This window comes from Streptomyces sp. NPDC055243, from assembly GCF_044544025.1.
Taxonomy (GTDB): Bacteria; Actinomycetota; Actinomycetes; order Streptomycetales; family Streptomycetaceae; genus Streptomyces.
The window spans coordinates 130,167-156,283 of record NZ_JBITWR010000017.1 but is presented as its reverse complement, the minus strand read 5'-3'; the positions used below and the strand labels follow the sequence as shown (position 1 = coordinate 156,283).

Sequence of the window (26,117 nt, the reverse complement as noted above, 5' to 3'; positions counted from 1 at the left end):
TTCGTCAGACCCCGCCGCGCTGCCGTACGACCGATCCCGCACGTCCCTTCTCGACCTCCAGCTGCGCGTGGACGCGGCGTCGCAGGTCCGCGACATGGCTCACGATGCCGACGCTGCGGTCCCGTTCGCGCAGCGAGTCCAGGACGTCGAGGACCTCGTCGAGGGTCTGGTCGTCGAGGCTGCCGAAGCCCTCGTCGATGAAGAGCGTGTCGAGCCGTACGCCGCCCGCCTCGTCGGTGACGACGTCGGCGAGGCCCAGCGCCAGGGCGAGCGAGGCGAAGAAGGTCTCGCCGCCCGAGAGCGTGGACGTGTCGCGCTCGCGGCCCGTCCAGGCGTCCACCACGTGCAGGCCAAGGCCCGAACGGCCGCGCCCGGTGCGGTCGTCGGAGTGGACCAGGGTGTAGCGGCCCGACGACATGCGCCGCAGGCGTGCGGTCGCCGCGGCGGCGACCTGTTCGAGCCTGGCGGCGAGCACGTAGGACTCCAGGCGCATCTTGCGTTCGTTGTCCGCCGATGTGCCCGCGGCCAGGCCCGCGAGGCGCGCCACGCGGTCGTAGGCGGCGCGCAGGGGCGCGAGCCGCCGGGCCCCCGCGGCCGACCGGTCGGAGAGCCGGTCGAGTTCGGCGCAGCGTCGTGTGGCCGCGTCGAGCGCGGAGGCGCTCGCGCGGGCCTGCCGGTCGGCGTGCTCGGCGGCCTCCTGGGCCGCTCGCAGGTCGGCCGGCGGCTGCTGGGCGGCGCCGGCCGCGTCCGGCTCCGCGAGGAGCGAACGCACTGCCGCCTCCTCGTTCTGCCACTCGTCGATACGGTGTTGCAGCTCGCGGTGGCGCGCGTCGTCGAGCAGGGCTTCGGCCGCCGCCCTCGGCGTGTCGAACCCCGCGCGGAAGGCGGCGTCGGCGAGTCGCGCGTCGGCGTCCTTGAGCCGCTGGGCGGTGTCGTCGGCGACGCGTGCGGCGTCCGCCGCCTCGGTCAGGAGCGCGGCCTGCCGCTCCAGCTGGGAGGCTCGGGCCGCGACGCTGGCGCTGGCTCCCCGCGCGCGGGTCAACTCGGCGTCCAGAGCAGCCTGTTCGCGGTCGAGGCTGTCGCGCAGGGTGGTGCGGGACGCGGCCCGCACGGCGGCCTCCTGCCGCGCGGCGACTCTGCGGTCGTGCTCGCGCTGCTCCTGGGCGAGGGCTTCGCGGGCAGCGTGCAGACCCGAGGCGCGGCTCCGCGCCTCGGCGTGTTCCGCCCGCAGCTGCTCGACCGTCTCGGCGAGTTGCTCGACGGACGGCCCCGCCGGGACGCTCTCCGCCGCCGCGGCCGCGGATTCCCCGCCGGACAGCCCCTGCGCCGCCGCTCGCGCCGCCGCCAGCGACTCGCGCACCTCGCCCAGATGCCGCTCCTGCTCCGCGCGCCGCTCCTCCGCCTGCCGGTACGCGGCGAGCGCCGACTCCTCCGTGGCGCGGTCGACGTGACCGGCGGTCCTCGGCGCGGGCGCGGGGTGTTCGGTGGCTCCGCAGACCGCGCAGGGCGCGCCGTCGGTCAGGCCCGCGGCCAGTTCCGCCGCGATGCCGGTGAGGCGCTGTTCCTTCAGGGTCAGCCAGTGTTCGTGGGCCGCGGTGGCGCGCTCACGGGCCGCGAGGGCGTGTTCGTACGCGGCGGTCGCCTCCCCGTCGAGGCGATCACGGCGGCGGGCCGCGTCCAACCGTCCCTGAGCGGGCTCCAGTTGGCCCGCGAGGTGCTCGGCGCGCGTGGCCGCCTCCTGGGCGGACTCGATGCGCTCCTGGAGCGCGGTCCGGGTGCTCTCCCAGCCGTCGAGCCAGCCCGCCGCCTCGCGCAGCAGCTCGTCGTCGGCGCGCTCCTCGCGCTCCAGGGACGCGCGCTCCGTGCCGAGTTCGGCCAGGCGCCGCTCGGCGCGGCGGGCGGAGTCGAGGCCGCCGAGCTCTTCGGCCGCCTTGCGCGCGGCGGCGGCGAGTCCCGACGCGCCCGAGTCCGCGAACGTGGCGGGCAGGTGGCCGCGGGCGCGTGCCTCTTCGGCGGTCGCGCGGCGGTGCTCCTCCTCGGTGGCCTGGCGGAGCCCGAGCGCCGGGGCCACCGTCTCGGCCTTGCGCGCCCGCTCCATCCGGGTCTGTAGCTGCCGGTGCTCGTCCGCGCGTTCCGCGAGGCGGCCGGACCGCTCCTGGGCCTGCCCGAACCGCCGTTGCAGCCGGTCGAGTTCGCGTACGTCGTCCAGTCGGCGCCCGGCGGCGGCCTGCGCGGACTCGGCGGCCGCGAGCGCGCACCGGGCGATCGTGCGCCGCTCGCGGGCGCCGGTGCGGGCCACTGCCGCCCAGGCCAGGACGGACTCGGCGAGCCCCGGATCGCCGGGCGAAAGCTCCGGCAGCGGCGACTCGGCGTCCTCCAGGGCGCCGCCCGCGGCCTGCTGCATCCGGTGCGCGTCGGCGAGGAGCTCCCTGTCCCCTTCGCGCACCGCGCCCTCGGCATCGCGCCGCTGCTCGGCGAGCCGCTGCTCGACCGCGGCGAACCTGCGCGTGTCGAAGAGCCGCCCGAGCAGCTTGCCGCGGGCCTCCGCGTCGGCCCGCAAGAAGCGTGCGAAGTCGCCCTGGGGCAACAGCACCACCTGGCAGAACTGCTCCTTGCTCATGCCGAGCAGCTGTGTGATCTCCTCGCCGATCTCCTGGTGGGAGCGGCTGAGGTCCTTCCACGCACCGCCGTCACCGCCCGCATCGGCGTCGGCCTCGTACTCCCGCAGCCAGCTCTGCGCCTTCTCCATGGTCGTGCCGGCGCCGCGCTTCTTCGGGCGCTCCCACGGCGGCTGCCGGGTGACCTCCAACCGGCGCCCGGCGACGGTGAGTTCGAGGCACACCTCCGTCCGCACGGCGGGCTGCGCGTGGTCGCTGCGCAGCGTCACGCCCTGGCCGCTGCCCTGCCGGGGGCCCGGCACCGATCCGTACAGGCCGTAGCAGACGGCGTCCAGGACGGAGGTCTTGCCCGCGCCGGTCGGCCCGTGCAGCAGGAAGAGCCCGGCGGCGGAGAGGTCGTCGAAGTCGATGTCCTGGGTGGTGCCGAAGGGGCCGAACGCGGTGATCCGGAGCCGGTGCAGCCTCATCGGGCCACCTCGCGCAGCGTGTCGTCGGTGCGGACGGTGTCGAACGCCGCCCGCAGCACCGCCTGTTCGGGCTCGTCGGGCCCCGCGCCCCGCACATGGGTCACGAAGTCCTCCGCGATCTGCTGGTCGCTGCGGCCTGCAAGGCGCTTGGCGTACGAGACGTCCGGGTCCTCGGGGGCGCGTTCGGGGTCGAAGACGAGGCTGAGGGTGTGCGGGAAGCGCTCGCAGAGGCGGGCCATGGGGTCGTCGGGGCGCACCGGGTCGGTGAGCGTCGCCTCGACCCAGGCGTCCTCGTGCCGGGCCAGTTCCGGGTCGTCGAGGAGGGTCGCGATGTCGCCGCGGATGCGGGCGAGCTGCCGCGGCACGGGGCAGTCGATCCGCTCGGCCTCGATCTCGCCCGCCGCGCCGAGGTCGACGAGCCACATGCTCTTGCGGTGCGTGGACTCGGAGAACGAGTACGGCAGCGGGGAGCCCGAGTAGCGCACACGCTCACTGATGGCCTGGCTGCCGTGCAGGTGGCCGAGGGCCGCGTAGTCGACGCCTTCGAAGACCCCGGAGGGCACGGCGGACACCCCGCCGATCGTGATGTCCCGCTCGCTGTCGCTGGCCTCGCCGCCGGTGACGAAGGCATGGGCAAGGACGACGGACCGGGTGCCCGGTGTCCGGGCGGCCAGGTCGGCGCGCACCCGCTCCATGGCGGCGCCGAGCACCGCTTCGTGACCGGCCCGCTTCACCCCGAACTCGTCCTTGACCAGCGCCGGTTCGAGATACGGCAGGCCGTAGAACGCCACGTCCCCGTGGTCGTCGGCCAGGACCACCGGCTCCCCGCAGGCGGCGGGCGCGGTGCGCAGGTGGATGCCCGCGCGGCCGATGAGTCCGGCGCCGACACCGAGGCGGCGCGCCGAGTCGTGGTTGCCGGAGATCATCACCGTCGGGACGCCGAGGTCCGCGAGCCGGTGCAGCGCGGCGTCGAACAGCTCGACGGCGGCGAGCGGGGGCACCGCCCTGTCGTACACGTCCCCGGACACCACGACGGCGTCCACCTCGCGCTCACGCGCGGTGGTGACGAGGTGGCCGATGAACTCGGCCTGGGCGTCGAGCATGTTCACGCGGTGGAAGGACCGGCCCAGATGCCAGTCGGACGTGTGCAGAATTCTCAAGACGCCGCTCCGGCCCGCATGCTCGCTCACCCCTCCTACGCCCCGGATCCAGCACCGCCCCAGCACGGGCCTCGCCGACAGCACCCACCACGCTAGCGCCTGTCGGCCCCTGCTCGATCACGAACCTCAATCCGCCACCGGCGACGACGGCGGCTGCGGGGGCTGCGAGGAGGACGGCTGCTCCTGCTCCGAGGAGGGCGACGAGGGCGCGGAGGACGAGGCGGACGGCGAGGAGGGCTCACCGGAGGAGGCGGAGGGAGCGGCGGACGAAGGGGACGAGGAGGACGAGTCGGACACAGACGGGGAGGGAGAGGGCTCGTTCACCGGCGGCCGGGTCTTCGTGTCACCGGCGCCCGTGTCGCCCTTGTCACGTTCGAACCAGTCCCCGCTCTTCGGGTCGTACATGACGAACACGTTCACGACCTGGACGGCGGGCGCCACGACGACGACGTTCGACGGCCGGTAGCCGGGCCACGCCTCGCCCGCCCGCTTCGGGGTGCTCTTCTGCGCGACGGGAGGCAGCAGCGGGTTTCCGCAGGCGCAGCGCACGCGCGGCACGCCCCGGTCGTCGACGAGCACGGCGGTCCCGGCCTGCAGGACGGCCTGATAGGCGGTGGGGGCGCCGTCGCGGTAGCCGTGGTTGGTGACGCGGGTGTCCATGCGCAGCTGCACGGGGGTGAGCGCGCGCAGGTAGGCGGGGACGGCGGACGCGTCGATGTCGAGGACCGAGGCGAACGCCTTGTTCTTCAGCGGGTCTTCCTTGAGGGCGGCGACCTGCTTCTCCACGTCGCAGCTGCCGACCTTGCGCGTCCCGCCGTAGAGGCCGGGGGCGGAGCCGTCGACGCCGCGCGTCACGTTGGCCGACGCCGATGAGCTCGGCAGCGCGGACGGGGACGACGGTGTGGCGTCGTCCCGGGCCGTCGACTCGGTGAAGGGGTCGGGGCCCGGCTTCCCCGCGGGCTGGAGGATGACCTCGCCGGCGGATTCCGGGGTGCCGTCGGAGCCGTCGGGCCGGGTGAGGACGACGGTCAGCACCACCGCGGCCACGAGCACGAGGGAGATCGCCGCCACCCGCGGCGCCGACCTCCACCAGGGGCGGTCCGGCTCCGGGCTCCCGCCGGGGCCCTGGTCCGGCCCGCCGGGTCCGCCGCCCCGGCCCTCGCCGCCGGCAGGGCCGTCCGGCGGACCGCCCGGCGGGCCCGACGGCCGTTCACCGCTGGGCGGCGGCGTCGAACCCGCCTGGGTCGCCCCCGGCTGCGACGGGCCCGAGAGCGGGCCTGACGGGGGTCCTGTGGGGCGTCCTGACGACGGCGGTTCGACGCTCACGAACACTTCTTCCCTGCGTAGGGGATCTGCTGCGGCGCACGGCACCAAGCGCGTTTTATACCGCTCCGCACGCTGTGCACCGTTACGCGCCTATTGTGTGTCCCGGTTCCCGGAGGACCGCAAGCCGACGCGGTCGGCCCTCCCGAGGGGCGGGCTGCCCCGGCGCTGCTTAGCGTGACAACGTGAGCGACCAGAAACCGCACGGCCGAGCAGGCGCGCAGCGCGCGCCACAGATCCGCCGGGCCCCCCACGGCTGGCTCCACGCCGTGGTCACCGTGCTCGCCGCGCTGGTGGCCATGGCCGTCGTCGCCGCGCTCGGCCTGTGGGCCGCCGGGGCCGCCGACCTGCCCGGCGGCGCGTTCCCCAGCGTCGTCGCGGCCGTCGTCGTGATGGCGGTCGGCGGCTCCGTCGGGCTCTCCGGCGACGCCGGGGCGATCGCCGAGACGAACGCGGGGCTCTCCGTGCTCCCCCTCTCGGTCGCTCTCGCCGGGGCGCTGGTGATCGCCGCCGGGTTCCTCAGGCCGCTGCGGCACCGCGCCGTCGCCGACACGAAGGAACTGACCGGCTGGGCCGCACGGTTCGCGGTGCTGTGGGTCCTGCTCCTCATCGGCCTCGGTCTGCTCGCCCGCCACCGGTTCACCGTCGCGCTCGGCGAGGGGGCGGCGGCCGACGTCGGCGATCTGCTGGGGGCCACGCCAAGGGTCGGCTTCGAGACCGACGTGCCGCTGACCCTCGTGTTCGGGCTGCTGTGGCTGGCGGGCGTGCTCGCCGTGGCGCTGCTGGTCGCGCGCGGGGCCCCGCTCCCCGCCCGCCTGGTGCGCTTCCAGGAATCGGTGCGTCCCACCGCCTACGCCATGGTGGTCCTGCTGCTCGCGTACGTCGCCCTGGGGCTCGTCGTCGGCTTGGTCGTGGCCGCCACGCGGGGGCACGCCGCCGAGACCCTCGCGGTGCTGCTCCTGGGGCTGCCCAACCTCGTCTGGCTCGCCTTCACCATCGGGCTCGGCGCGTCCTGGGAAGGCCGCGTGGACGGGCCGTTCGGGCTGCCCATGCCGCGCGTCCTCGACGACGTACTGCGTACTCCGGCCGACTCCACGCTCAGTCTGCGCACGCTCTCCGAACACGACGGCCGGGTGTGGTGGCTCCTTGTCGTCGCGGCGGTCATGGTCCTGGGAGCCGCGTTCCTGATGGCGGCGCGCTCGCCCGCGCGGATGCGGTCCTGGCAGCACGCCGTGCACATGGCGGTGGCGCTGACCCTCACGGTGCTCGCCGTGTGCCTGCTCGCCCGCGTCGACGCCCACTACGGCCTGTCGCTCCTGGGCATCGGGGACCTGGGCGGCGGCCTCTCCGGCCTGGTGAAGCTGCACCCGAACCTGGGCACCGCGCTGATCCTGGCCGTGGCCTGGGGTCTGGTCACCGGGTTCATCGGCGGCGTGCTCGCGCGGCGGGTCCACCGGCGCGGCGAGGTGGCGCCGGACGCACCCCGCAGGCCCTAGCCGGACAGCCGCCGGAAGACGGGCCGAGCCCAGCCGGGCGGCTCCGGAGGCGCCCCAGGATCTCCCGACTTCCCCGACTCCCCCGGCTTCCCCGACTCCCCCGACTCCCCCGAGCCTCCCGGGTCCTCCGCGCTTCCCACGACCGGGAGAGCCACCTGCGTAGGAGCGTGCCCCTCCGTGCTTCCCGTGACGGCGGCCCGCAGCGCGGCGGCGAACTCCAGGCAGGAGCCGTAGCGGTCGTCGGGGCTCTTGGACAGCGCCTTCGCGAGGACGGCGTCGAGGGCCGCGGGGACGCCGGGGCGCTTCTCGGTCAGGCGGGGCGGCCGGTCGTACTGATGGGCCCAGAGCAGCGCCATGTCGTCGTCGCGCTGGAAGGGCGGCCCGCCGGCCATGGTCTCGTGGACGACGCAGGCGAGGCTGTAGACGTCGCAACGGCCGTCCACGGGGCGGCCCGAGATCTGCTCGGGCGCCACGTAGTCGAGGGTCCCGACGAACTGGCCCACGGTCGTGAACCCGGTCAGCGACAGCGACTTCTTCGTCAGCCCGAAGTCCGTGAGGTAGACGTGCTCCGGGTGGTCGCTGTCCGTGCCCTCGGCCACCAGGATGTTGCCCGGTTTGACGTCGCGGTGGACCAGGCCGTGGCCATGGGCCGCGTCGAGCGCGGACGCGACCTGCGCTGCGACGCGCAAGGCGGTTCCTACGGGGAGCGGGCCCGAGTCGTCGAGCAGATGGCGCAGGTCGAGCCCGGGAACGTACCGCATGGCGATGTAGAGCACGCCGTCCGTCTCGCCCGCCTCGAAGACCGGCACGATGTGCGGATGCTCGATCGCTGCGGCCACGCGCGACTCGTGCGTGAAGCGCTGCCGGAAGGTGTCGTTGCGCGCGAGCTCGGGGGCCAGCAGCTTCAGGGCGACGGTCCGGTCCAGGCGCAGGTCCCTGGCCCGGTAGACGACGGCCATGCCGCCGCGCCCGATCTCGCTCTCGACGCGGTACCCCGCGATCTGCTTCCCGATCAGCTCGGACGGCCGCCCGGAATGGGTGCCGGCCTCCATCACGCGCCCCCGTCCCGGCCCGCCGCCGGACCGGGATCGACCGTGACGGGCGGGATGCGACGGGTCTCCTCATCGGCGTACGGGTCGGGGAGGCGGCCAGGGCCTTCGCCGTACGCGGCAGGAGCGTCGCCGGGTTCCGTGCCGGAGACGGCTTCGACCACCTGGGTCGGCTCCGGAGCCGCCGTGCCGCCGGGACTCACGGCTCCGCCCACCACCTGCGTCGGCTCCGGACCCCCGGCGCCCGCCGGCGGCGCCCCGACCGGTCCCTCGCCGTGGACGCTCGGGCCCTCCCGCGCCGCGTACGTGCTGAGCCGGGTCCCGTCGCAGTACACCCACCGCTCGTGTTCGGCGTCGTAGAGCCACATCGACTCGCCGTCCACGACCACGCCCACACGCAGGCCGCGCGTCCGGCTCCGGAAGGACTCGCCGTCGCCGTCGCCCGCCGCCAGCTCCTCCGTCGCCCGGCGGTAGCGGCCAAGGGCGTCCTCGGTCCTCTTCAGGAGCGGGCCCGGGTCGGCCGATCGGGTCAGGGGGTGCCCCGCGGCCGGTGGGTCCTGCGGGACCGCGACCAGGAGGCGGCCGTCGACCCAGGCCGACCAGCCGTTGGCGCAGACGATCCGGCCCCAGTCGCCGAGCCGGTCGATCAGTCGCACGGGCAGGAGCGCGTCGAGCGGCGTCGTCGGGAGGTCGGCGTCCGGCGCCTCCCACGCGGGAAGACCGTCCTGGGGGACGACGTGGGTGGGCCGGAAGTCCGCAGTGGTCATCTCGTCCGCTCCTGCCTCCCGCTCCTGTGCCTGTTCCCGCTTCGGCCCCCGTTCGGCGCTCACCGCTTCCGCATGACCGCAGGCTCGTGCCGTCGCAGCAGCCTGGCGACCACGTAGCCGAAGACGACCGACAGAGCCACGAGCATGCCCATGTTGAGCAGCCAGACGCCCGCCGAGTGCCGGAACAGCGGGTCGGCCGTCAGCTCCCCCGGCACGATCCTGCCGAGGCCGATGGTCCCCGCCATCGCGCCCAGCGCCCACCGCGAGGGCACGAGCCACGCCAGCTGCTCGACGCCGGGCACCCCGTGCAGTTTCAGCAGGGCGCCGCAGAACACCACCTGGACGATGGCGAGCAGCACGAGCAGCGGCATCGTCACCTCTTCCTTGCGCACCAGGGCCGAGACCAGGAGCCCGAGCATCATGGCGGTGAACGCGAGGAGGGCCACCGCCACCGTGATCTCGACCAGCGGCGGGAGCAGCACGCCCTTGCCGGCGGGTGCGTTGAGATCGACGCCGAGCAGCGCCACCAGGGTCAGCACGACGGCCTGTAGCACGGTGATCGTTCCGAGGACGACGACCTTGGACATCAGGTACGCCGATCTGGAGAGCCCCACGGCCCGTTCGCGACGGTAGATGACCCGCTCCTTGACCAGTTCCCGCACGGCGTTGGCCGCGCCGGTCAGGACGCCGCCCACGCAGAGGATGAGCAGCGCGTTCATCGCCGTCTCCTGCGTGAGCTTGCTCCCGGCGAGCGCGCGGGCCATGGCGCCCATCACGAAGGGCAGCGCGACCATGATCGCGAGGAAGGTACGGTCCGCGCCGAGCGCGGCCGCGTAGCGCCGCACCAGCGTCCGGAGCTGGGAGCCCCAGCTCTGCGCCTTCGGCGGCGGGGCGAAGGAGGGGGCCACGCCCCCGGCGCCCTGCGGCACGGGCGGCTGCGCGGAGGCGTTGACGATGTACTGCTGGTAGAAGGGCGAGCGCCGGTACTCCCCCGCCCAGTCGCGGTCGCGGTCCCCCTCGAAGGCCTCGAACGCCTCGGGCCACTCCTCGAAGCCGAAGAACGGGAGGGCGTCCTGGGGCGGCCCGTAGTAGGCGATCCTGCCGCCCGCCGCGAGCACCAGGAGCCGGTCGCACCCGTCGAGGCTGAGCACGCTGTGCGTGACGACGATGACCGTCCGGCCGTCGTCGGCGAGGCCGCGCAGCATGTGCATCACCGAGCGGTCCATGCCGGGGTCGAGCCCGGACGTCGGTTCGTCGAGGAAGAGCAGCGACGGTTTGGTGAGCAGTTCCAGGGCGACGCTCACGCGCTTGCGCTGGCCGCCGGAGAGGCTGTGGATGGGCTGGTCGACGCGCTGTTCGAGGCCCAGCTCGTGGATGACCTCGTCGACCCTGGCCCGGCGTTCGGCCTTCTCGGTGTCCTGGGGGAAGCGCAGTTCGGCGGCGTAGCCGAGGGCGCGGCGCACGGTGAGCTGTGCGTGCAGGATGTCGTCCTGCGGCACGAGACCGATGCGCCGGCGGAGTTCGGCGTAGTCGCGGTAGAGGTCGCGGCCGTCGTAGAGGACGGTGCCGTCGTCGGCGGGGCGCAGGCCGGTGAGGGCGTTGAGGAGGGTGGACTTCCCGGCGCCGCTGGGTCCGACCACCGCGAGCAGGCACTTCTCGCCGACGGGGAAGGAGATCCGGTCGAGGAGCGTCTTGCGGCCCTTGTCGACGGCGACCGTCAGGTCCTGTACGTCGAGCGAGACCTCACCCGTGTCGACGTACTCCTGGAGCTCGTCCCCGACGAGGCAGTACGCACGGTGGCCGACGCCGACGATGTCCCCGGGCAGGACAGGGGCGCGGGTGACCGGCTGGCCGTTGAGATAGGTGCCGTTGTGGCTGCCGAGGTCGACGATCTCGTACGCGCCGTCCGCGAGGACCCGCAGCTCGGCGTGGCGGCGGGAGACGACCAGGTCGTCGATGACCAGGTCGTTGTCGGCGGCGCGGCCGATGCGCACGGTGCGGGCGGGCAGCGGGCGCACGGAGGTCGGGCGCCGGAAGGTACCGGTGGCCGAGGGCGTGCGGACGGCGGAGGGACGCTCGGGGGCGGCGGGCGGCAAAGGCTCCCGGCCGACGAGCACGGCGCGCGGGCCGTCGGCGACGCTGCCGAAGCGCAACACGCTGCCCGGTCCGACGCCCCACTCGTGGATGCGCCGCCCGTCGGCGTACGTGCCGTTCGTGCTGTGCTCGTCCTCGATCGTCCAGTGGTCGAGCTCGGCGTGGAGGACGGCGTGGTGCCAGGAGACGCGGGCGTCGTCGATGACGATGTCGCTCAGTGGGTCGCGCCCGACGTGATAGTCCCGGCTCGGACTCATCACCGTGGAGCCGGTGTCGGTCTCGAGGACGAGTTCGGGCGCAGTCGGCGCTACAGGCCGCTCTCCCATGCCCGAATTCTACCCATTCACAGGCGTTTGCGCCTGGGCTCGCGCGCCCCGGCCTCAGGCGTCCCCGTACGCCTCTCCCCCGAGCTCGAACACCGCGCTGCCCGCGGTCGCGTCCGCGAGCCAGGACGTGAAGGCCTCGACATCGGCGTCCGGAAGACCGATCTCGATGGTCACCGCGTCCCCGTACCGCACGTCGCGCACCGCGCGCCCCGCCGACCGCAGATCGTTCTGGATCTTGCCCGCGCGCTGGTGGTCGACCGTGACGGTGGCGAGCCGAAAGCGCCTGCGGGTCAGGGTGCCGACCGCGTCCAGCGCCTCGCCGACCGCGCCTCCGTAGGCCCTGATCAGCCCGCCCGCACCGAGCTTGACCCCTCCGTAGTAGCGGGTCACGACGGCCACGACGTACCGCATGTCGCGCCGCAGCAGCATCTGGAGCATCGGCACACCGGCGGTGCCGCCCGGCTCCCCGTCGTCGCTGGCCTTCTGCACCCCGGCGTCGGCCCCGATGACGTACGCGAAGCAGTTGTGCGAGGCGGAGGGGTGTTCCTTGCGGATGCGCGCGACGAAGTCCTGGGCCTCCGCCTCGGTGGCCGCGGGTGCGAGGGCGCACAGGAAGCGCGAGCGGTTGATCTCGGTCTCGTGCACGGCCTCGCGGGCCACTGTGCGGTACTCGTCGTGCATCACGCCAGGGTAGGCCCCCGCCGGGACCCCGGCCCCGGTACGGTGATCCGTTGTGACGTCACCTTCGAATCCCGTACGCCAAGTCCCCGGCGGCACCGACGTGTTGGGCTCGCTGCTCGCGGCCGTGTCCGTCACCGTCGTGGAGACCCGTGAGGACCCGGTCGATCCCTTCCTGTTTCCCGAGGAGGCGGACGTCGTGGCGCGGGCCGTGGACAAGCGGCGCCGCGAGTTCGCCACGGTCCGGCAGTGCGCCCGCGCGGCGCTCGCCGAGCTCGGTGTGCCGGCCGTGCCGATCCTGCCGGGCCCCAAGGGCGCGCCGCGCTGGCCCGACGGCATCATCGGCAGCATGACGCACTGCGCGGGCTACCGCGCCGCCGTCGTCGCGCGCTCCTCGGCGGTCACCTCCATCGGCGTGGACGCGGAGCCGGCCGCTCCGCTCGCCGACGAGGGCGTCCTCGCGCTGGTCGCGGACGAGGGCGAGCGCACGGCCCTGGCCGGGCTCGGCGCCCGGCATCCGGACGTCCCCTGGGACCGGCTGCTCTTCAGCGCCAAGGAGTCCGTCTACAAGACGTGGTTCCCGCTCACCGGACGCTGGCTCGGCTTCGAGGACGCGCGACTGGACCTGGACCCGGACGGCACGTTCACCGCGGCGCTCCGCGTGTCAGGACCGACGGTGGCGGGGCGTGAGCTGAAGGGTTTCCGGGGCACCTGGCTGATACGTGACGGCATCGCCGTCACCGCGATCGTCCTGCCCCTCACTCCTCCGGCGCCCGGTACGTAGCCACGCCGCCCAGCCAGGTGCCGAGCACCCGCACGTGCCGGACGGCCATCGGGTCGACCGTGCGCGGGTCGGCGGAGAGCCGGACCAGATCCGCGGGCGCCCCGGGAACGAGCGCGAGCCGGTCGTCGGCGCCCGCCTGGTGGGCGACGCCGCTGGTGGCCGCGGCGAGCGCCTGCTCCACGGTGAGCCGCTGGTGCGGGGTCCAGCCGCCCTCCGGGACACCGTCGAACGTCCGCCGGGTGACGGCGACTTGGATGCCCTCGAGGGGCTCGTACGAACTGACGGGCCAGTCGCTGCCGAAGGAGAGCCGCACCCCGTCGCGCGCCAACTCCCCCATCGGGTACTGCCGGTCGGAGCGTTCGGCACCGATCCGCGGCATCGACAGATCGGTCTGCAGCGGATCGGGCTGCGCCCACAGCGGCTCGAAGTTGGCGATGACGCCGAGGGCGGCGAAGCGCGGCAGGTCGGCAGGGTCGACGAGCTGGACGTGGGTGATCACGGGCCGCCGGTCCCAGGCCGGGTTGGCGGTGACCGCGGCCTCCACCGCGTCGAGCGCCGCCCGCACGCCCGCGTCGCCGATGGCGTGGATGTGCGTCTGGAAGCCGTCGGCGTCGAACGCGCGCACCGCTTCGGCCAGCGCACGCGGCTCCCACACGGGCATGCCGCAGCTGTGCGGAGCGTCCAGATAGGGGTCGAGCAGGGCGGCCGTACCGCCCTCGATGACGCCGTCGCTGAAGTACTTCACCGTGCGCGCGGACAGCAGCGGGCCGCCCTCGGCGGCCACGCGCCCGCGCGCCGCGTCGAACTGCCCCCGCTGCTCGCGCCAGCGGTCGGGATCGGCACGCTGGGCCAGGTCGACGCGGACGCTGAGCGCGTCGTGCCGGGCCGCCGCGAGATAGGCCTCCACCATCTCCGGTTCGACCCAGGCGTCCTGCACCCAGGTGATGCCCGCTCGCGCGTACGCCTCCCCCGCGCGGCGCACGGCTTCGACCAGTTCGGCCTCCTCGCGTGCGGGCACCTGGTCGAGCACGAGGTCGCAGGCGTGCCACTCGCGCAGGGTGCCCAGCGGCGAGCCGTCGGGGCGCCGGATGATCCAGCCCAGGCGCGGGTCCGGCGTCGAGTCCCGCACCCCTGCCCGGCGCAGCGCCTCCGTGTTGCACCACACCGTGTGGTAGTCGTAGGCCCGCAGCACGACGGGCCGTTCGGCCACCGCCGCGTCCAGCCACCGGGCGTCGAACTCGCCGTCGGGCGCGAGCGCGGGGTCGTAGGAGGCGCCGACGATCCACTCCGCGTCCGGGTGCGCAGCGGCCCAGCGTCCGACCTCCGCGACGATCGCGTCGACCGATGTGAGGTCCTTGATCTGCGGGCCGAAGCTCTCCAGCCCCCCGAAGAGGGGGTGGGCGTGCCCGTCGCCGAAGGCGGGGTGGAGCAGTCCGTCGCCCAACTCGACGACGTCGTCCGCCACTTCGGCGAGCGCGCGGGCCGCGTCGCCCAGCGCGACGACGCGTCCGCCGCGTACGGCGAGTGCCGTGGTGTCCCCGTGGGCGTCGCTTCCGGTGCGCACCGCCCCGAGGAAGACCCGCGTCACCGCCGTCTCGTCCGCCATGCTGTCCCGCCCCTCCGTCACACGCACTCTCTCCGTCACACGCGCTCCGCGTCCACCGTCGTCAGCCGTTCGTAGGCCTGCGGATCACGCCGTCGGATCCGCAGGGCCAGTGCCGCTCCCGTCACGAACAGCACGGGCAGCGGCGCGATCAGTGCCGCGTTGACGCCGCCCGAAGCTCCCGTCAGGAGATCGAGGTTGGCGCACACCAGGCCGATGAGGACCGCGAGGCCCGCGCAGGCGGTCAGCGGCGCCGCGACCACCCGCCAGGCAGGCATGCCCCTGCGGTCGCGCCGGAAGAAGCCGTACACCGCGAGCGCGGCGAGCGCCTGCATCAGCATCACGCCGAGGATGCCGGAGCCGTTGCTCCACAGGAAGGTCACGGTGTACGGATCGGCGCCGCCGACGACGGTCACGGCGACCACGGCAAGCGCGAGCGCCGACTGCGTCACGACCGCCGCGGCCGGCGCCCGCGTCTTCGGCGACACGGTGCCCAGGCGGCGCGGCAACAGCCCTTCGCGGCCCAGGGCGTAGAAGTAGCGGGCGGCGCCGTTGTGGAAGGCGAGGGTCGCGGCGAAGGCGCTGGTGATGATCAGTACGTGCATGGAGTCGGCGGCCCAGGCCCCGGCGAACCGCTCGGTGGCGGTGAAGACCATGTCGGCGCCGCCCTCGCCATCGGCGACGGCCTGGGCGCGGCCGGAGCCGTACGCGTTGATGATCATCCACACGGTGAAGGTGTAGAAGAGCGCGAGGAACGCCACGGCGATGTAGGTGGCGCGCGGCACCGACCGCTCCGGCTCCCGCGCCTCCTCCGCGTAGATGGCCGTCGCCTCGAACCCGACGAAGGCGCCGACGGCCAGCACGAACATGCCGCCCACCCCCGATGCGCCGAGGTGGTGCGGCGAGAGCGTGCCCGGGTCGAGGCCCTGCGGCCCGCCGCCGTGGGCGAGAAGACCGGCCTCGAAGACCAGCAGGACGAGGACTTCGAGGACCAGCGCGACACCGAGGACCTTGGCGCTGAAGGTGACCTTCAGATAGCCGAGCACGCCGATGGCGAGGAGTCCGGCGAGCGCCCAGATCCACCAGGCCACGCGGACCCCGGTCAGGTCCTCGAACCCGGACTCGGTGAACCATCCGAAGGCGACGAGCAGTCCGACCCCGATGGCGTTGTACGAGAAGAGCGCGACGTACGCGGAGCCCGCTCCCGCCGGGCGGCCAAGACCGCGGCCGATGTAGGCGTAGAAGGCTCCCGCGTTGCGGACAAAGCGGCTCATCGCGGTGAATCCGGCTGCGAAGACGATGAGCAGCAGCCCCGACAGCAGGTAGCCCAGCGGCGCGGCACGGCCCGCCATACCGATGGCCAGCGGGGCCACCCCGGCCATCACGGTCAGCGGCGCGGCGGCGGCCACGACGAAGAAGACGAGGTCGCCGGTGCCGACGGCGCCGCCGCTCAGGCCCTTGGCGGGTCGGGAGGTGGGTGCGGTCACGCGGGCACTCCAAGGGGTCGGCCAGGCGGGTCCGAAAACTAAAGCCTTTAGTCAGAGCTGGGCAGGACCGTACTCTGCACCTGGGCGGCTGTGAAGACCCCGTCCGAAGAGGGGAGTTGCCAGGCGATGGGCAGAGGAAGACCGCGTATACCGGTGCTGAGCGCGGACCTGATAGCGCGGGAGGCCCTCGCGCTGATCGACGCCGAGGGGGCCGACGCGTTCAGCCTGCCCCGCCTGGCCGCGCGGCTCGGGGTGCGGACCGCATCGCTCTACAACCACCTGGACGGCCGCGCCGAGGTCATCGAGGGCGTGCGGCGGCTGATCGTCGAGGAGATGGACGTCTCCGCCTTCGAGGCGCTGCCGTGGCCCGAGGCCCTTGCCGCGTGGGCCCGTTCGTACCGCGACGCCTTCGCCCGGCACCCGCAGGCGATCGACCTGCTGGCCACCACGACCATCAGCTCACCGGCCACGCTCAGCATGTACGAGGCGGTGGTCGCGGCGCTGGCCCGCGGCGGCTGGCCGCAGGAACGGCTGGTCACCACCCTGACCAGCGTCGAGTCGTTCCTGCTCGGCTCGGCGCTCGACCTCGTGGCGCCGCCGCTGATGATCGACCCGGCCGGGCACGCGCCACGGGTGCCGGTCCTTGCCGCCGCCCTGGAGAGTGCCGTGGGCGGCGGCAAGGCGGCGCGGGCCGACGAGGCGTTCGCGTCGGGGCTCGACGCGCTGATCCGCGGGCTCGTGGCTCAACTCGCCGAGTTCCGCGGGGAGTAGGCGCACCCGGCTTACCGGCGGCGGAGGTCAGAGGCCGCGCGCCGGGTCGGCGAGCGTCTCCCAGAACATCGCCTCGTAGCGCTGGAGGAGTTTGCCGTGGCGCAGGGCGGACCCGGTCGCGTCGAGGCCCCGGTCCATGCCCGCGCGCACCGCGGCGAGCGCCTGCCGTTCGAGGTCGGGCGCGGGCTCGGCGAAGAAGGCGAAGAACCCGCAGGCCTCCTCGCTGAAGCCGTAGTGGGCGGGAAGCGCGCGGGCCAGCGTCGCGCAATAGGCGCCCCAGGCCGCGAAGTTGGCGGTCAGGGCGAGGACCACGTCGACGGGGGCGCCGTTCAGGGCGAGCCAGGCCACGTACGCCGGGTAGGCCTGGCAGCCCGCGCGCGGCTCGTACGCGTCGGCGTCGGCCTTGTCCACGCCGCACGCCGCGACCAGGGCGTCGAGCCGGTCGAGGGCGAGGGTCTCGCCCTCGGCGAGGGTGCGGAAGAAGGCGGCGCACTCTGCTTCTCCGGAGGCGGCCGAGCGTTCGGCCAGGTGCAGGAAGGAGCGGCGGTCGGCGGGGATCACGGAGCGCTGCTCCAGAGCGAGAGCGGTGATCGCGGAACGGTTCGCGGTGCCGTCCGCGACCCGCGGGACGAGCGGGTTGGCCGCCGGATCCGGGGCCAGCTGCACCGCCACGGCGTCGAGCAGTTCCTCTGCGGTCCGTGTCATCGTCCGTCCTCCCTGCCCTCGGCGGAACTTCTCAGCACTCCTGCTAGTTTCTACAGTGCTGTAGAAACAAGTAACCAACGTACGGAGCTCTCATGGCCCTGTGGGACCGCGTCAAGGAATCCGCATCGACGATGCAGACCCAGCTCATGGCGAAGAAGAACGACCTCAAGAGCGGCGCCTTCCGCGACTCCAGTATGGCGATGTGCGCCCTCGTCGCGGCCGCGGACGGCACCATCGATCCGTCCGAACGCCAGCGCGTGGCCCAGCTCATCGCCACCAATGAAGTGCTGCAGAACTTCCCCGCCGACGAGTTGCGGCGCCGCTTCGACGAGTACGTCGACAAGCTGACCGCCGACTTCGCGTTCGGCAAGGTCAGCGTGTTGCAGGAGGTCGCCAAGGCGAAGAAGAAGCCCGCCGAGGCGCGTGCCGTGATCCAGATCGGCATCGTCATCGGCGGCGCGGACGGCGACTTCGACCCGGCGGAGCGGGCCGTCGTGCGGGAGGCGTGCTTCGCGCTCGACCTGCCGCCGCACGAGTTCGACCTCTGATGCCGGCCTCTGGATTCGGCCCCTGATTCCGGCCTCTGGATTCGGCCCCTGATTCCGGCCTCTGGTTTCGGCCCCTGTTCTCGATTTCCGACACGGCCGCGACCGTCAGGCCGCGCATGGGGCGGACGGGGTCACCCGCCGGCGCCGCCCGCCCCCAGGAGCCCCCGCAGCATCCGCTCGTCGGCGGGCGAGAGCGTGGTGACGAAGCTGGCCAGCACGGCGCCGCGGTCGCGTTCGCCGTCGAGCACCTTGCGCATCCGCAGCGCGGCGAGACCCGCCTCGTCCGCCGCCGAGCGCCAGACGAACGACCGGCCCACGCGCTCGCGCGTGACGGTGCCCTTGGCGAGCAGCCGGGTCAGGATCGTCATCACGGTGGTGTAGGCGAGGTCTCCGCCGATACGTTCCTGCACCCACGCCGCGTTCACCGGCCCCGCCTCACCGTGCAGCACCGCGAGCACCTGCGCCTCCAACTCGCCCTGCGCGCGCCGCCGGAGGCGGGGCTGCCGCGCCTCGCGTTCATGCCGCTCCATGCCCGTGTCCCTCCTGGATACCTGGACGCCTGTTCCCGACGCCCGTTCCCGGGGCTGTCTTGACGGCTCTCTTGACGGCCCGTCGAGGGGCGCCACATCGTAACGGGACGCGGTATCGGGACGCGGCACCCCGGTCACTTCTACAGTGCTGTAGATTTTTCTCTCCGGCCCTGACCACGGCCGGTACGCACCTCACCTCAGGACTTCAGGAGGACATCGTGGGAGTTTCCCTGGCCAAGGGCGGCAACGTCTCGCTCAGCAAGGAGGCCCCCGGCCTCACCGCCGTCCTGGTCGGCCTGGGCTGGGACGTCCGCACGACCACCGGCACGGACTACGACCTGGACGCCAGCGCACTGCTCTGCGACGACTCGGGGAAGGTCGTCTCCGACGAGCACTTCATCTTCTACAACAACCTCAAGAGCCCCGACGGTTCGGTCGAGCACACCGGCGACAACCTCACCGGTGAGGGCGAGGGCGACGACGAGGCCGTGAAGGTGAACCTCGCGGCGGTCCCCGCCACCATCACGAAGATCGTTTTCCCGGTCTCCATCCACGACGCCGAGAACCGCGGCCAGAGCTTCGGCCAGGTCCGGGGAGCCTTCATCCGCGTGGTCAACCAGGCGGACAACGCGGAGATCGCCCGCTACGACCTGACCGAGGACGCGTCGACCGAGACCGCCATGGTCTTCGGCGAGCTCTACCGCCACGGCACGGAGTGGAAATTCCGCGCGGTCGGCCAGGGTTATGCCAGTGGGCTGCGCGGCATCGCGTCGGACTTTGGCGTGAATGTCTGAGGAGTGCACGTCTGAGGAGTGCACGTCTGACGTACGCGTCCGATCGACGTACGCGTCGGACGCGCACGTCCGAGGTGCCACGGCGACACCAGTCGCCGCGCAGTCATCCGACCAACGGCGGCAGAGGGAGCGGGACGTGTACGGCGATCCGGCAACAGTGCGCAAGATCCTGACGGAGCTCGGAGACACCTGGGCGGTCGTGGGGCTCTCCACGAACGAGGAGCGAGCGGCGTACGGGGTCGCGGGGGTCCTTCAGCGCTACGGAAAGCGCATCGTCCCCATCCACCCGAAGGCCGAGACGGTGCACGGCGAGAAGGGCTACCCGTCCCTCTCAGCCGTGCCCTTCAAGATCGACGTCGTCGACGTCTTCCTCAACAGCGCCCTAGCGGGCCAGGCCGCCGACGAAGCCGTCGCGATCGGCGCGCAGGCGGTCTGGTTCCAGCTGGGCGTCATCGACGAGGCGGCGTACGAACGGACGCGGGAAGCGGGCCTGGAGATGGTGATGGACCGCTGCCCGGCCATCGAACTGCCCATGCTGCGCTAGGCGTTCGGGGAGCGGGCGCTGTGGCCAGGCCGGCTAGCCGACCCGCCGCAGCGCCCTCTCCCGGCGCGCAGCCACGCTGGAGCCCGACTCCCTGCGTGCCATGCGGCGCAGCACGACCGGGGCCACGAGCAGGCCCAGCACGGCCCAGGCCCCCAGCACCCCGGCCGTCTCCCAGGGGCGCCAGGAGCCGGCGATCTCGATGGCGGCCGCGCCGTCCGGCAGCAGGGCCGAGCGCATGCCGAGGCCCAGCCAGTAGATGGGGAACGCCTGGGCCGTCCACTGCAGCCAGTCCGGCAGCGCGGTGATCGGGTAGAAGATGCCGGAGATGGCGATCATGCCCAGGATCGGCAGCTGGATCAGGCCCTGGCTGCGCGCGCTGGTGAACACCGAGCCCAGGATCGCGCCGATGGGCAGCGTGGCGACCATGCCGAGGAGAAGGACCCAGGTCAGCGTCAGCCACGAGCCGGGGCCGCCGATCGCCAGGCCCCCGACGACGAAGATCCCGGGGATCAGCAGGATCGCCAGGTCGGCGAGCAGGCCGCCGGAGACGGAGACGACCTTGCCGATGAGGTAGCCGGGCATCCCGTTCGGCGTCGCCTTGGCGCGCAGCAAGGTGCCGTCCTCGCGTTCGGCGGTGAGCGCCTGGCTCATGCTGACCATGCCCATCGCCGCGTTCATGCCCAGGATGCTCGGCAGGGCGAGGGTGCCGAGCAGCAGTCCGCTCGTGCCGAACGCCGTGTCCCGCATGAAGAACATGACCGTCAGCATCAGCACCGGCCACAGCAGATGCGACAGCACGTCGCCGCCGTTGGTGAACGACTGCCGCAGTTCGATCAGCCCACGGCTCCAGCCCGCCCGGACCGCCACACTCGTCGCGTTCACCGGGCCACCGCCTTCCCGGTCCCGCGGGTCTCCTCGGTCTCGCGGGTCGCCCCGGTCTCGCGCGTCTCCTCGGCCTCGCCCTGTTGTCGTACCAGCGCCAGGTAGGTGTCCTCCAACGAGGCCCGGTGGACCTCCAGTTCACCTACGGCATCGCCGTGCTCGCGGAACAACTCCCTGACGAACGCCGTCGATTCGGCCGTCGCCTTCACGAAGTGCCGCCCGCCGTACGTCCAGCGCACCTCGTCCCGCCCCGCGGTGCGCCGCGCCAGGTCGTCCGGCGAGCCGTCCGCGATGATCCGTCCCCCGGACAGGATCAGGATGCGGTCGGCGAGCTTGCCCGCCTCGGCCAGGTCGTGCGTGGTGAGCAGGATCGTGGTCGCGTGGTCGTCGGCGAGGCGGTGGACCAGTTCGTGGAACTCCTGCCGGGCTTCCGGGTCGAAGCCCGCCGTGGGCTCGTCCAGGAACAGCAGTTCCGGGCGGCCCACGATGCCGATCGCCACGTCCAGCCTGCGCCGCTGTCCGCCGGACAGCGTCTTGATCTTCTTGTCCGCGTGGGCGCTCAGGCCGACCGCCGCCATGAGTTCATCGGTGTCCCACGGCCGCCGGATCGTGCCGGTGGAGTAGGGGGCGTAGTACGTCCCCAGGTGCGCGAGCAGCTCACGCACCCGCCACTTGCCGTGGTCGCGCCAGGACTGCAGGACGACCCCGATCCGCGCCCGCCAGGCCTCGGTGCCGAACGCCGGGTCCGCGCCGAGCACGTGGACGCGGCCCGCCGAGCGCATGCGGAACCCCTCCATGATCTCGATGGTGGTGGTCTTGCCCGCACCGTTCGGTCCGAGCAGCGCGAGCACCTCGCCGTGCCGCACCTGGAAGGTCACGTCGCGCAGCACGTCGGCGGTGCCGTAGCGCATGCGCAGCCCCTCGACATCGAGCACGACGTCCTCGCTCGTCGTCGTCACGTCAACTCCTCGCCCTGTCCATAGCCATAGCCGCATCCGAATCCGAATCCGAATCCGTTCAGATGTCGGCGAAGCTACGTTGCGTTCAACCAGCCATCAATGAATAACTGGACGAGACAGTCGCTCCAGTAGGGGAATTCGCGGATTCATTGCAATGGACTTGCCGATGAACGCAAGGAGGCCGACGCGCATGCCCGGAGGCAGGCTCACCCACGAAGACCGCCGCCGCATCGGCGCGGGCCTCGCCGAGGGGCTCGGGTACGCCGAGATCGCCCGGCGCATCGGCAGGCCGACGTCGACCGTCAGCCGCGAGGTGACCCGCAACGGCGGCCCCGAGGCCTACCGCGTCGACCACGCCCACCTCGCCACCGAACGGCGCGCCCGCCGCCGCAGGAAGATCCCGCGCCGCGCGCCCGCCGCGCCCGCCGACCCCTACGGACGCGACCCCGAGGCCGTACGCGACTTCGCCGAGCGGCTCGCGGCCCTGATGGTCAGCACGGGGGTGCCCCGCATGGCCGCGCGAGTGCTCACGTGCCTGATCACCGACGACTCCGGCAGCCTCACCGCCGCGGACCTCGTCCAGCGGCTGCGGGTCAGCCCGGCGTCGGTGTCCCTGGCCGTCGGCTATCTGGAGGGGCTTGAGGTGATCCGCCGCGTACGGGAGCCGGGACAGCGTCGCCAGCGGTACGTCATCGACGACGACGTCTGGCTCCAGGCGTGGCTGACGAGCGCCCAGCAGCACGCGACGTGGGCGCGGACCGCGCAGCGCGGCGTCGAGGTGCTCGACCCGGCGACGCCCGCGGGGGCCCGCCTTGCCCATATGAGCCAGTTCTTCGCGACCCTCAGCGAGGACATGAGCGGCGGCACCGGAGCCGTCGACGACGCCCTGACCGTGCTTGCCGCGCTGCGGCACGCGGGCGCTCCCCTCCCGGAGTGCGCCCTGGCCGCAGCCCTCGGCTGGCCCGCGGACCGGGTGTCCGCCGCCCTGCGCCGCGCCGGACAGGACCGTCTCTCTCCCGCGCAGCTCAAGGCCGTCAGCTCTCGAAGCGGTACCCCATGCCCGGCTCCGTGACGAGGTGGCGCGGATGGGACGGGTCCGCTTCGAGCTTGCGTCTCAACTGGGCCATGTAGACCCGCAGATAGTTGGTCTTGCTGCCGCGGGAGGGGCCCCACACGTCCCGCAGCAGCTGCCGCTGGCTGACGAGCCGCCCGGGATTGCGGATCAGTATTTCGAGCAGCTGCCACTCGGTCGGGGTCAGGCGTACGTCGCGTCCGCCCCGCCGCACCCTCTTGGCCACCAGGTCGACGCTGAACTCGTCCGTCGTCACGACCTCGGCGGCAGGGTCGTCCGGCGCGGCCCGCGTGCGGCGGACGGCCGCGCGCAGCCTGGCCAGGAGCTCGTCCATGCTGAACGGTTTGGTGATGTAGTCGTCGGCGCCCGCGTCGAGCGCCGCGACCTTCTCGGCGGAGGCCCGGCGCGCGGTGAGCACCAGGACCGGCACCCTGGTCCAGCCGCGCAGGGCCCTCAGTACGTCCACGCCGTCCATGTCCAAGAGCCCCAGGTCCAGGACGACGACGTCGGGTCGACGCGTCGCCGCGATCCGGAGCGCCGTCGCGCCGTCCGGCGCCGCGTCCACTGCGTACGCGCGCGCCCGCAAGTTGATCACGAGAGCCCGCGCGAGCCGGGAATCGTCCTCCACCACCAGCACCCGGGTCACCGACGTGCGGCCTTCCGGGTCCTGGCCACGGTCGCTGTCGTCGCTGCGGCAGTAGGTCGTGCCGGGCCGTACGCCGCTCACGCGCTCGCGCTCGACCCCTGTGCCTTCGTCCAGAATCACCGCTGTTCCCTCGTCCGGAATCACCGGCTTCCACCGAACCGCCTCGGGACGCGGAAGAGGCGGCCCTTGACGCGGCTCTGGCGCCGGTGACGAGGACGTTGACGGCACTCTGACGGGGCACGCGTGCGGCCGCCCGGCGTCTCCACCGGGCGGCCGCACGGCGCGTCAGGCCGCGGCGCCCACCAGCGCGGGGCGCTCGGCGTCCCGCAGCCGCTCCATCAGCGAGATGCGGGCCCGCGCCACCCGCGAGCGGACCGTGCCCACCGGGCAGCCGGTGAGCAGCGCGGCCTCCGCGTAGGGCAGCCCCAGGAGCTGGGTGAGGACGAAGGCCTCACGCCGCTCGTCGGGCAGCGTCGCGAGCAGGTCGGCGAGGACCACGCCGTCGTCGAAGCCCGGCAGGCCCCTGGGCTGGGCCCGCTCCGCGGCGGACTGCCAGTCGTCCGTGTCGGAGAGGCGGGGCCGGGCGGCGGCGTGCCGCAGGCTGTCGATCACCGCGCGCCGGGCGATGGACAGCAGCCAGGTACGGGCGGACGAGCGCCCTTCGAAACGGTGCAGGCTGCCGAGGGCCCGCAGGAACGTGTCCTGCGTCAGGTCGTCGGCGGCCTGCGGATCGCCACCGAGGTACGTCACGTACCGGCGGACGTCGCGGTGCAGGGCGCGTACGAAGTGCTCGACCGCCTCGGGGTCACCGGCGCGGGCGGCGAGCGCCCAGGCCGTTATCGACTCGTCGGGTGAGCTGGGCAGGGCAGGAATGATCACCTGGTGTCCTTCTCGGGAATCCGGGACCCGGGTACGCGGTGGATACGTGCGTCCGGCGGGTCCGGTGAGGGGGGTACGGCCGCGCGCGAGTGCGTACGACCGATGCCCGAGCCGCCCGGCCGCGCGACGTGGCGCGCGGGAACGGCGTCGGGGAGCCGGCTGTCAGGCGACAGCGGTCCCCGTGGGCGGACCCCGAGAAGTGATGGCGTGGACGAGGAGCAACTGCCGCGGCCGGCCCGCCGCAGGGCGGCGACGGGGCCGGATGCGGGGACGGTGGGTGGGCGCCGGGAGCGCGAGAGGCACCCGCAGCGGGGCGACGAGCCACCCGGCGAAGGCACGCGCGATCCGGAAGGCCGCACGCTCGCCGTGCGCGAGCCAGAGGCCGCACAGGAGCGCGGCGAGCAGGTGGGCGGCGAGCATGCCGAGCGGCGACATGCCGCTCATGTCGTGGCCACCGCCCATGTGATCCATGTGTTCCATGGAGGAGGACACCGAGGACACCGAGGGCACAGCGGGCACAGCGGGCACAGCGGGCACAGAGGGCACAGCGGGCACGGGGGGCGCGGCGGGCATGCCGCCCGACATCGACCCCGAGGCGGGCATCGGGGCGGACATGGCCGAGCCCTGTCCCCTGCCCATGGAGTCGGCGCCCATCGGCGCCGCGCACAGCACGTGCTGCGCCCACCGCCGTACGAGCGGGACTCCGCCGGAGGGCTGCGCCACGGCCTGCGCCAGGGAGAACCCCGAGTGCAGCGCGGCCTGCGCGGCCACCGTCACGGAGACGACCACCGGCAGCCCCCGCTCGCGCCCGGCCAACGCCCATGCCGTGGCGCCGACTCCGACGGCTCCGGCACCCAGCGTCCACCAGGGCACCGGGGCCCCCGACATCATCACGTGCCCCAGGGCAGCGAGCAGCACACAGGCGGCCGCGAACACCGCAGCCCGTACCGCGCGAGAACACCACCCAGCAGTCATGGCGGGGACATCTTTGCATTCGCGCCACTCCTTTCACGGGCGGGTACGCGAAATGAACCCGGTCCACTCACCCGCCCCGCAGGTGTGAGCCACGGCACACACGACCGCGGGAACTGGGCGGACCTCCGCTCCGACCCCTGAGGGGGCGACTCAACGCGCCGAGTCCGCGAGCAGCTTCAGGGCCAGTGCCTCGGTCTCCGCGTCGGCCTTCTCGGGGCTGCCCGTGTCGTACGGCGGGTCCGGGTCGTACTCGACGGCCAGCTGCATCGCCCGGCCGACCTTCTCGTCGGAGAGCCGGGACGCGAGGTGCAGACCCATGTCGATGCCCGCGGAGACGCCCGCCGCCGTAATGATCTTCCCGGTCTCGACGAAGCGGCCGGGGGTGTAGACGGCGCCGACCTCCTTCAAGTAGGGGCGCGACGCCCAGTAGGTGGTGGCCGGGAGTCCGCGCAGCAGGCCCGCCGAGCCGAGGATGAGGGAGCCCGTGCAGACCGATGTGGTCCACGTGGAGTGGCGGTGGATGCGGCGGATCCACCGGTGGGCGTCGGCGTCCTCCATCATGGCGACCGTCCCGCGATCGCCGCCGCCGGGCACCAGCAGTACGTCGGCCCTGCCGACGTCGCTCATGGCCCGCTCGGCCACCAGCGTCAGTTCGCCGGTGTCGGTGCGGACCGGGCCCGCCTTCCTGGCCACCGTCGTCACGCGCACGCCGGGTACCCGGCACAGCACTTCGTACGGGCCGACGGCGTCCAGGGCGGTGAATCCGTCGTACAGCAGCACGGCGACGTCCAGCGACTTCGCGGCCTCTTCGCCGGGTGCCCGACGCTCTGCCGCGTGCGCCGGAAGGCCCGACGCGGCGGCGAGTCCGGCCGCGCCCAGCGTCCCGGCCACGGCGCCCCGCAGCACCTGACGACGGCCCGCGCCCACCCCGAGTCCATCAGCGCCCATCTCTTCTCAACT

The 26,117-nt window shown here is 73.4% G+C and carries 24 protein-coding genes; 7 read left to right on the top strand and 17 right to left on the bottom strand.

Annotation, left to right across the window (positions count from 1 at the left end; genetic code table 11):
* Positions 1–4 precede the first annotated feature (4 nt).
* From ACIGXX_RS36230 to ACIGXX_RS36220, 3 genes are all read right to left on the bottom strand, one after another.
* A complete protein-coding gene (locus tag ACIGXX_RS36230; protein WP_399982234.1) occupies positions 5–3,085 on the bottom strand; it encodes an AAA family ATPase in 3,081 nt (1,026 codons plus the stop codon).
* On the bottom strand, positions 3,082–4,245 hold the full coding sequence (locus ACIGXX_RS36225) for an exonuclease SbcCD subunit D (RefSeq protein WP_351169780.1): 1,164 nt from the start codon (positions 4,243–4,245) through the stop codon (positions 3,082–3,084). Before ACIGXX_RS36225 ends, ACIGXX_RS36230 begins: the two co-directional genes overlap by 4 nt.
* Before the next feature lie 126 nt (positions 4,246–4,371).
* Entirely contained in the window at positions 4,372–5,571 is a 1,200-nt protein-coding gene (locus ACIGXX_RS36220; RefSeq protein WP_399982231.1) for a DUF6777 domain-containing protein, read from the bottom strand.
* 296 nt (positions 5,572–5,867) lie between these two features.
* On the opposite strand from ACIGXX_RS36220, the gene ACIGXX_RS36215 reads away from it, so the two are divergent.
* On the top strand, positions 5,868–7,064 hold the full coding sequence (locus ACIGXX_RS36215) for a streptophobe family protein (RefSeq protein WP_399982306.1): 1,197 nt from the start codon (positions 5,868–5,870) through the stop codon (positions 7,062–7,064).
* Here ACIGXX_RS36215 and ACIGXX_RS36210 read toward each other — a convergent pair.
* Genes ACIGXX_RS36210 through ACIGXX_RS36195 form a run of 4 tightly spaced genes read right to left on the bottom strand, consistent with a single transcriptional unit; the run spans position 7,061 to position 11,981 of the window.
* Positions 7,061–8,116, bottom strand: a complete 1,056-nt coding sequence (locus ACIGXX_RS36210; protein ID WP_399982228.1) for a serine/threonine-protein kinase — start codon at positions 8,114–8,116, stop codon at positions 7,061–7,063. The genes ACIGXX_RS36215 and ACIGXX_RS36210 overlap by 4 nt on opposite strands.
* On the bottom strand, positions 8,116–8,880 hold the full coding sequence (locus ACIGXX_RS36205) for a hypothetical protein (RefSeq protein ID WP_361469218.1): 765 nt from the start codon (positions 8,878–8,880) through the stop codon (positions 8,116–8,118). Before ACIGXX_RS36205 ends, ACIGXX_RS36210 begins: the two co-directional genes overlap by 1 nt.
* A 59-nt stretch (positions 8,881–8,939) precedes the next feature.
* Complete coding sequence (locus ACIGXX_RS36200; protein WP_351169792.1) at positions 8,940–11,300, bottom strand: FHA domain-containing protein; 2,361 nt, start codon at positions 11,298–11,300, stop codon at positions 8,940–8,942.
* A gap of 54 nt (positions 11,301–11,354) precedes the next feature.
* Positions 11,355–11,981: a YigZ family protein gene (locus ACIGXX_RS36195; protein ID WP_366464951.1), complete on the bottom strand. Its 627-nt coding sequence runs from the start codon at positions 11,979–11,981 to the stop codon at positions 11,355–11,357.
* Positions 11,982–12,081: 100 nt separating this feature from the next.
* Here ACIGXX_RS36195 and ACIGXX_RS36190 point away from each other — a divergent pair, with 100 nt between their 5' ends.
* Complete coding sequence (locus ACIGXX_RS36190) at positions 12,082–12,762, top strand: 4'-phosphopantetheinyl transferase (RefSeq protein WP_399982303.1); 681 nt, start codon at positions 12,082–12,084, stop codon at positions 12,760–12,762.
* On the opposite strand, the gene ACIGXX_RS36185 is transcribed toward ACIGXX_RS36190, so the two are convergent.
* On the bottom strand, positions 12,737–14,368 hold the full coding sequence (locus ACIGXX_RS36185; protein ID WP_399982223.1) for an amidohydrolase: 1,632 nt from the start codon (positions 14,366–14,368) through the stop codon (positions 12,737–12,739). The genes ACIGXX_RS36190 and ACIGXX_RS36185 overlap by 26 nt on opposite strands.
* Positions 14,369–14,403: 35 nt before the next feature.
* A complete protein-coding gene (locus ACIGXX_RS36180) occupies positions 14,404–15,852 on the bottom strand; it encodes an APC family permease (protein ID WP_399982220.1) in 1,449 nt (482 codons plus the stop codon).
* 126 nt (positions 15,853–15,978) lie between these two features.
* On the opposite strand from ACIGXX_RS36180, the gene ACIGXX_RS36175 reads away from it, so the two are divergent.
* Positions 15,979–16,623: a TetR/AcrR family transcriptional regulator gene (locus tag ACIGXX_RS36175; protein WP_383825732.1), complete on the top strand. Its 645-nt coding sequence runs from the start codon at positions 15,979–15,981 to the stop codon at positions 16,621–16,623.
* A 27-nt stretch (positions 16,624–16,650) separates the two neighbouring features.
* Here ACIGXX_RS36175 and ACIGXX_RS36170 read toward each other — a convergent pair whose 3' ends face one another.
* Positions 16,651–17,328, bottom strand: a complete 678-nt coding sequence (locus ACIGXX_RS36170; protein WP_361469234.1) for a transcriptional regulator — start codon at positions 17,326–17,328, stop codon at positions 16,651–16,653.
* Between the two features lie 92 nt (positions 17,329–17,420).
* On the opposite strand from ACIGXX_RS36170, the gene ACIGXX_RS36165 reads away from it, so the two are divergent.
* Entirely contained in the window at positions 17,421–17,876 is a 456-nt protein-coding gene (locus tag ACIGXX_RS36165; protein WP_361469236.1) for a TerB family tellurite resistance protein, read from the top strand.
* A 131-nt stretch (positions 17,877–18,007) separates the two neighbouring features.
* Here ACIGXX_RS36165 and ACIGXX_RS36160 read toward each other — a convergent pair whose 3' ends face one another.
* A complete protein-coding gene (locus ACIGXX_RS36160) occupies positions 18,008–18,406 on the bottom strand; it encodes a BlaI/MecI/CopY family transcriptional regulator (RefSeq protein ID WP_383825735.1) in 399 nt (132 codons plus the stop codon).
* A gap of 218 nt (positions 18,407–18,624) precedes the next feature.
* Here ACIGXX_RS36160 and ACIGXX_RS36155 point away from each other — a divergent pair, with 218 nt between their 5' ends.
* Together ACIGXX_RS36155 and ACIGXX_RS36150 are read left to right on the top strand one after the other, a co-directional pair.
* Entirely contained in the window at positions 18,625–19,200 is a 576-nt protein-coding gene (locus tag ACIGXX_RS36155; protein ID WP_351169816.1) for a TerD family protein, read from the top strand.
* 136 nt (positions 19,201–19,336) lie between these two features.
* Positions 19,337–19,744 carry a CoA-binding protein gene (locus ACIGXX_RS36150; protein WP_361469242.1) on the top strand — a complete coding sequence of 136 codons (408 nt, stop codon included), beginning with the start codon at positions 19,337–19,339 and terminating at the stop codon, positions 19,742–19,744.
* A 33-nt stretch (positions 19,745–19,777) separates the two neighbouring features.
* Here the strand turns inward: ACIGXX_RS36150 and ACIGXX_RS36145 are convergent, their stop codons facing one another.
* Positions 19,778–20,626 (bottom strand): ABC transporter permease, encoded by an 849-nt coding sequence (locus ACIGXX_RS36145; protein WP_399982211.1) that lies wholly within the window; start codon positions 20,624–20,626, stop codon positions 19,778–19,780.
* Entirely contained in the window at positions 20,623–21,537 is a 915-nt protein-coding gene (locus ACIGXX_RS36140; RefSeq protein ID WP_366464955.1) for an ABC transporter ATP-binding protein, read from the bottom strand. Before ACIGXX_RS36140 ends, ACIGXX_RS36145 begins: the two co-directional genes overlap by 4 nt.
* 238 nt (positions 21,538–21,775) lie before the next feature.
* Here ACIGXX_RS36140 and ACIGXX_RS36135 point away from each other — a divergent pair, with 238 nt between their 5' ends.
* Positions 21,776–22,657 carry a helix-turn-helix domain-containing protein gene (locus tag ACIGXX_RS36135; RefSeq protein ID WP_366464944.1) on the top strand — a complete coding sequence of 294 codons (882 nt, stop codon included), beginning with the start codon at positions 21,776–21,778 and terminating at the stop codon, positions 22,655–22,657.
* Here ACIGXX_RS36135 and ACIGXX_RS36130 read toward each other — a convergent pair.
* The 4 genes from ACIGXX_RS36130 to ACIGXX_RS36115 form a co-directional block, all read right to left on the bottom strand.
* The gene (locus ACIGXX_RS36130) at positions 22,620–23,303 is read right to left on the bottom strand and encodes a response regulator (protein WP_399982299.1); all 684 of its coding nucleotides are present in this window, start codon (positions 23,301–23,303) and stop codon (positions 22,620–22,622) included. The two genes, ACIGXX_RS36135 and ACIGXX_RS36130, sit on opposite strands and share 38 nt — an antisense overlap.
* A gap of 285 nt (positions 23,304–23,588) precedes the next feature.
* The gene (locus ACIGXX_RS36125; RefSeq protein WP_351169827.1) at positions 23,589–24,182 is read right to left on the bottom strand and encodes a sigma-70 family RNA polymerase sigma factor; all 594 of its coding nucleotides are present in this window, start codon (positions 24,180–24,182) and stop codon (positions 23,589–23,591) included.
* Positions 24,183–24,344: 162 nt separating this feature from the next.
* Complete coding sequence (locus ACIGXX_RS36120; RefSeq protein WP_399982206.1) at positions 24,345–25,157, bottom strand: hypothetical protein; 813 nt, start codon at positions 25,155–25,157, stop codon at positions 24,345–24,347.
* Between the two features lie 150 nt (positions 25,158–25,307).
* On the bottom strand, positions 25,308–26,105 hold the full coding sequence (locus ACIGXX_RS36115) for a DJ-1/PfpI family protein (protein WP_351169833.1): 798 nt from the start codon (positions 26,103–26,105) through the stop codon (positions 25,308–25,310).
* Between the last annotated feature and the right edge of the window lie 12 nt (positions 26,106–26,117).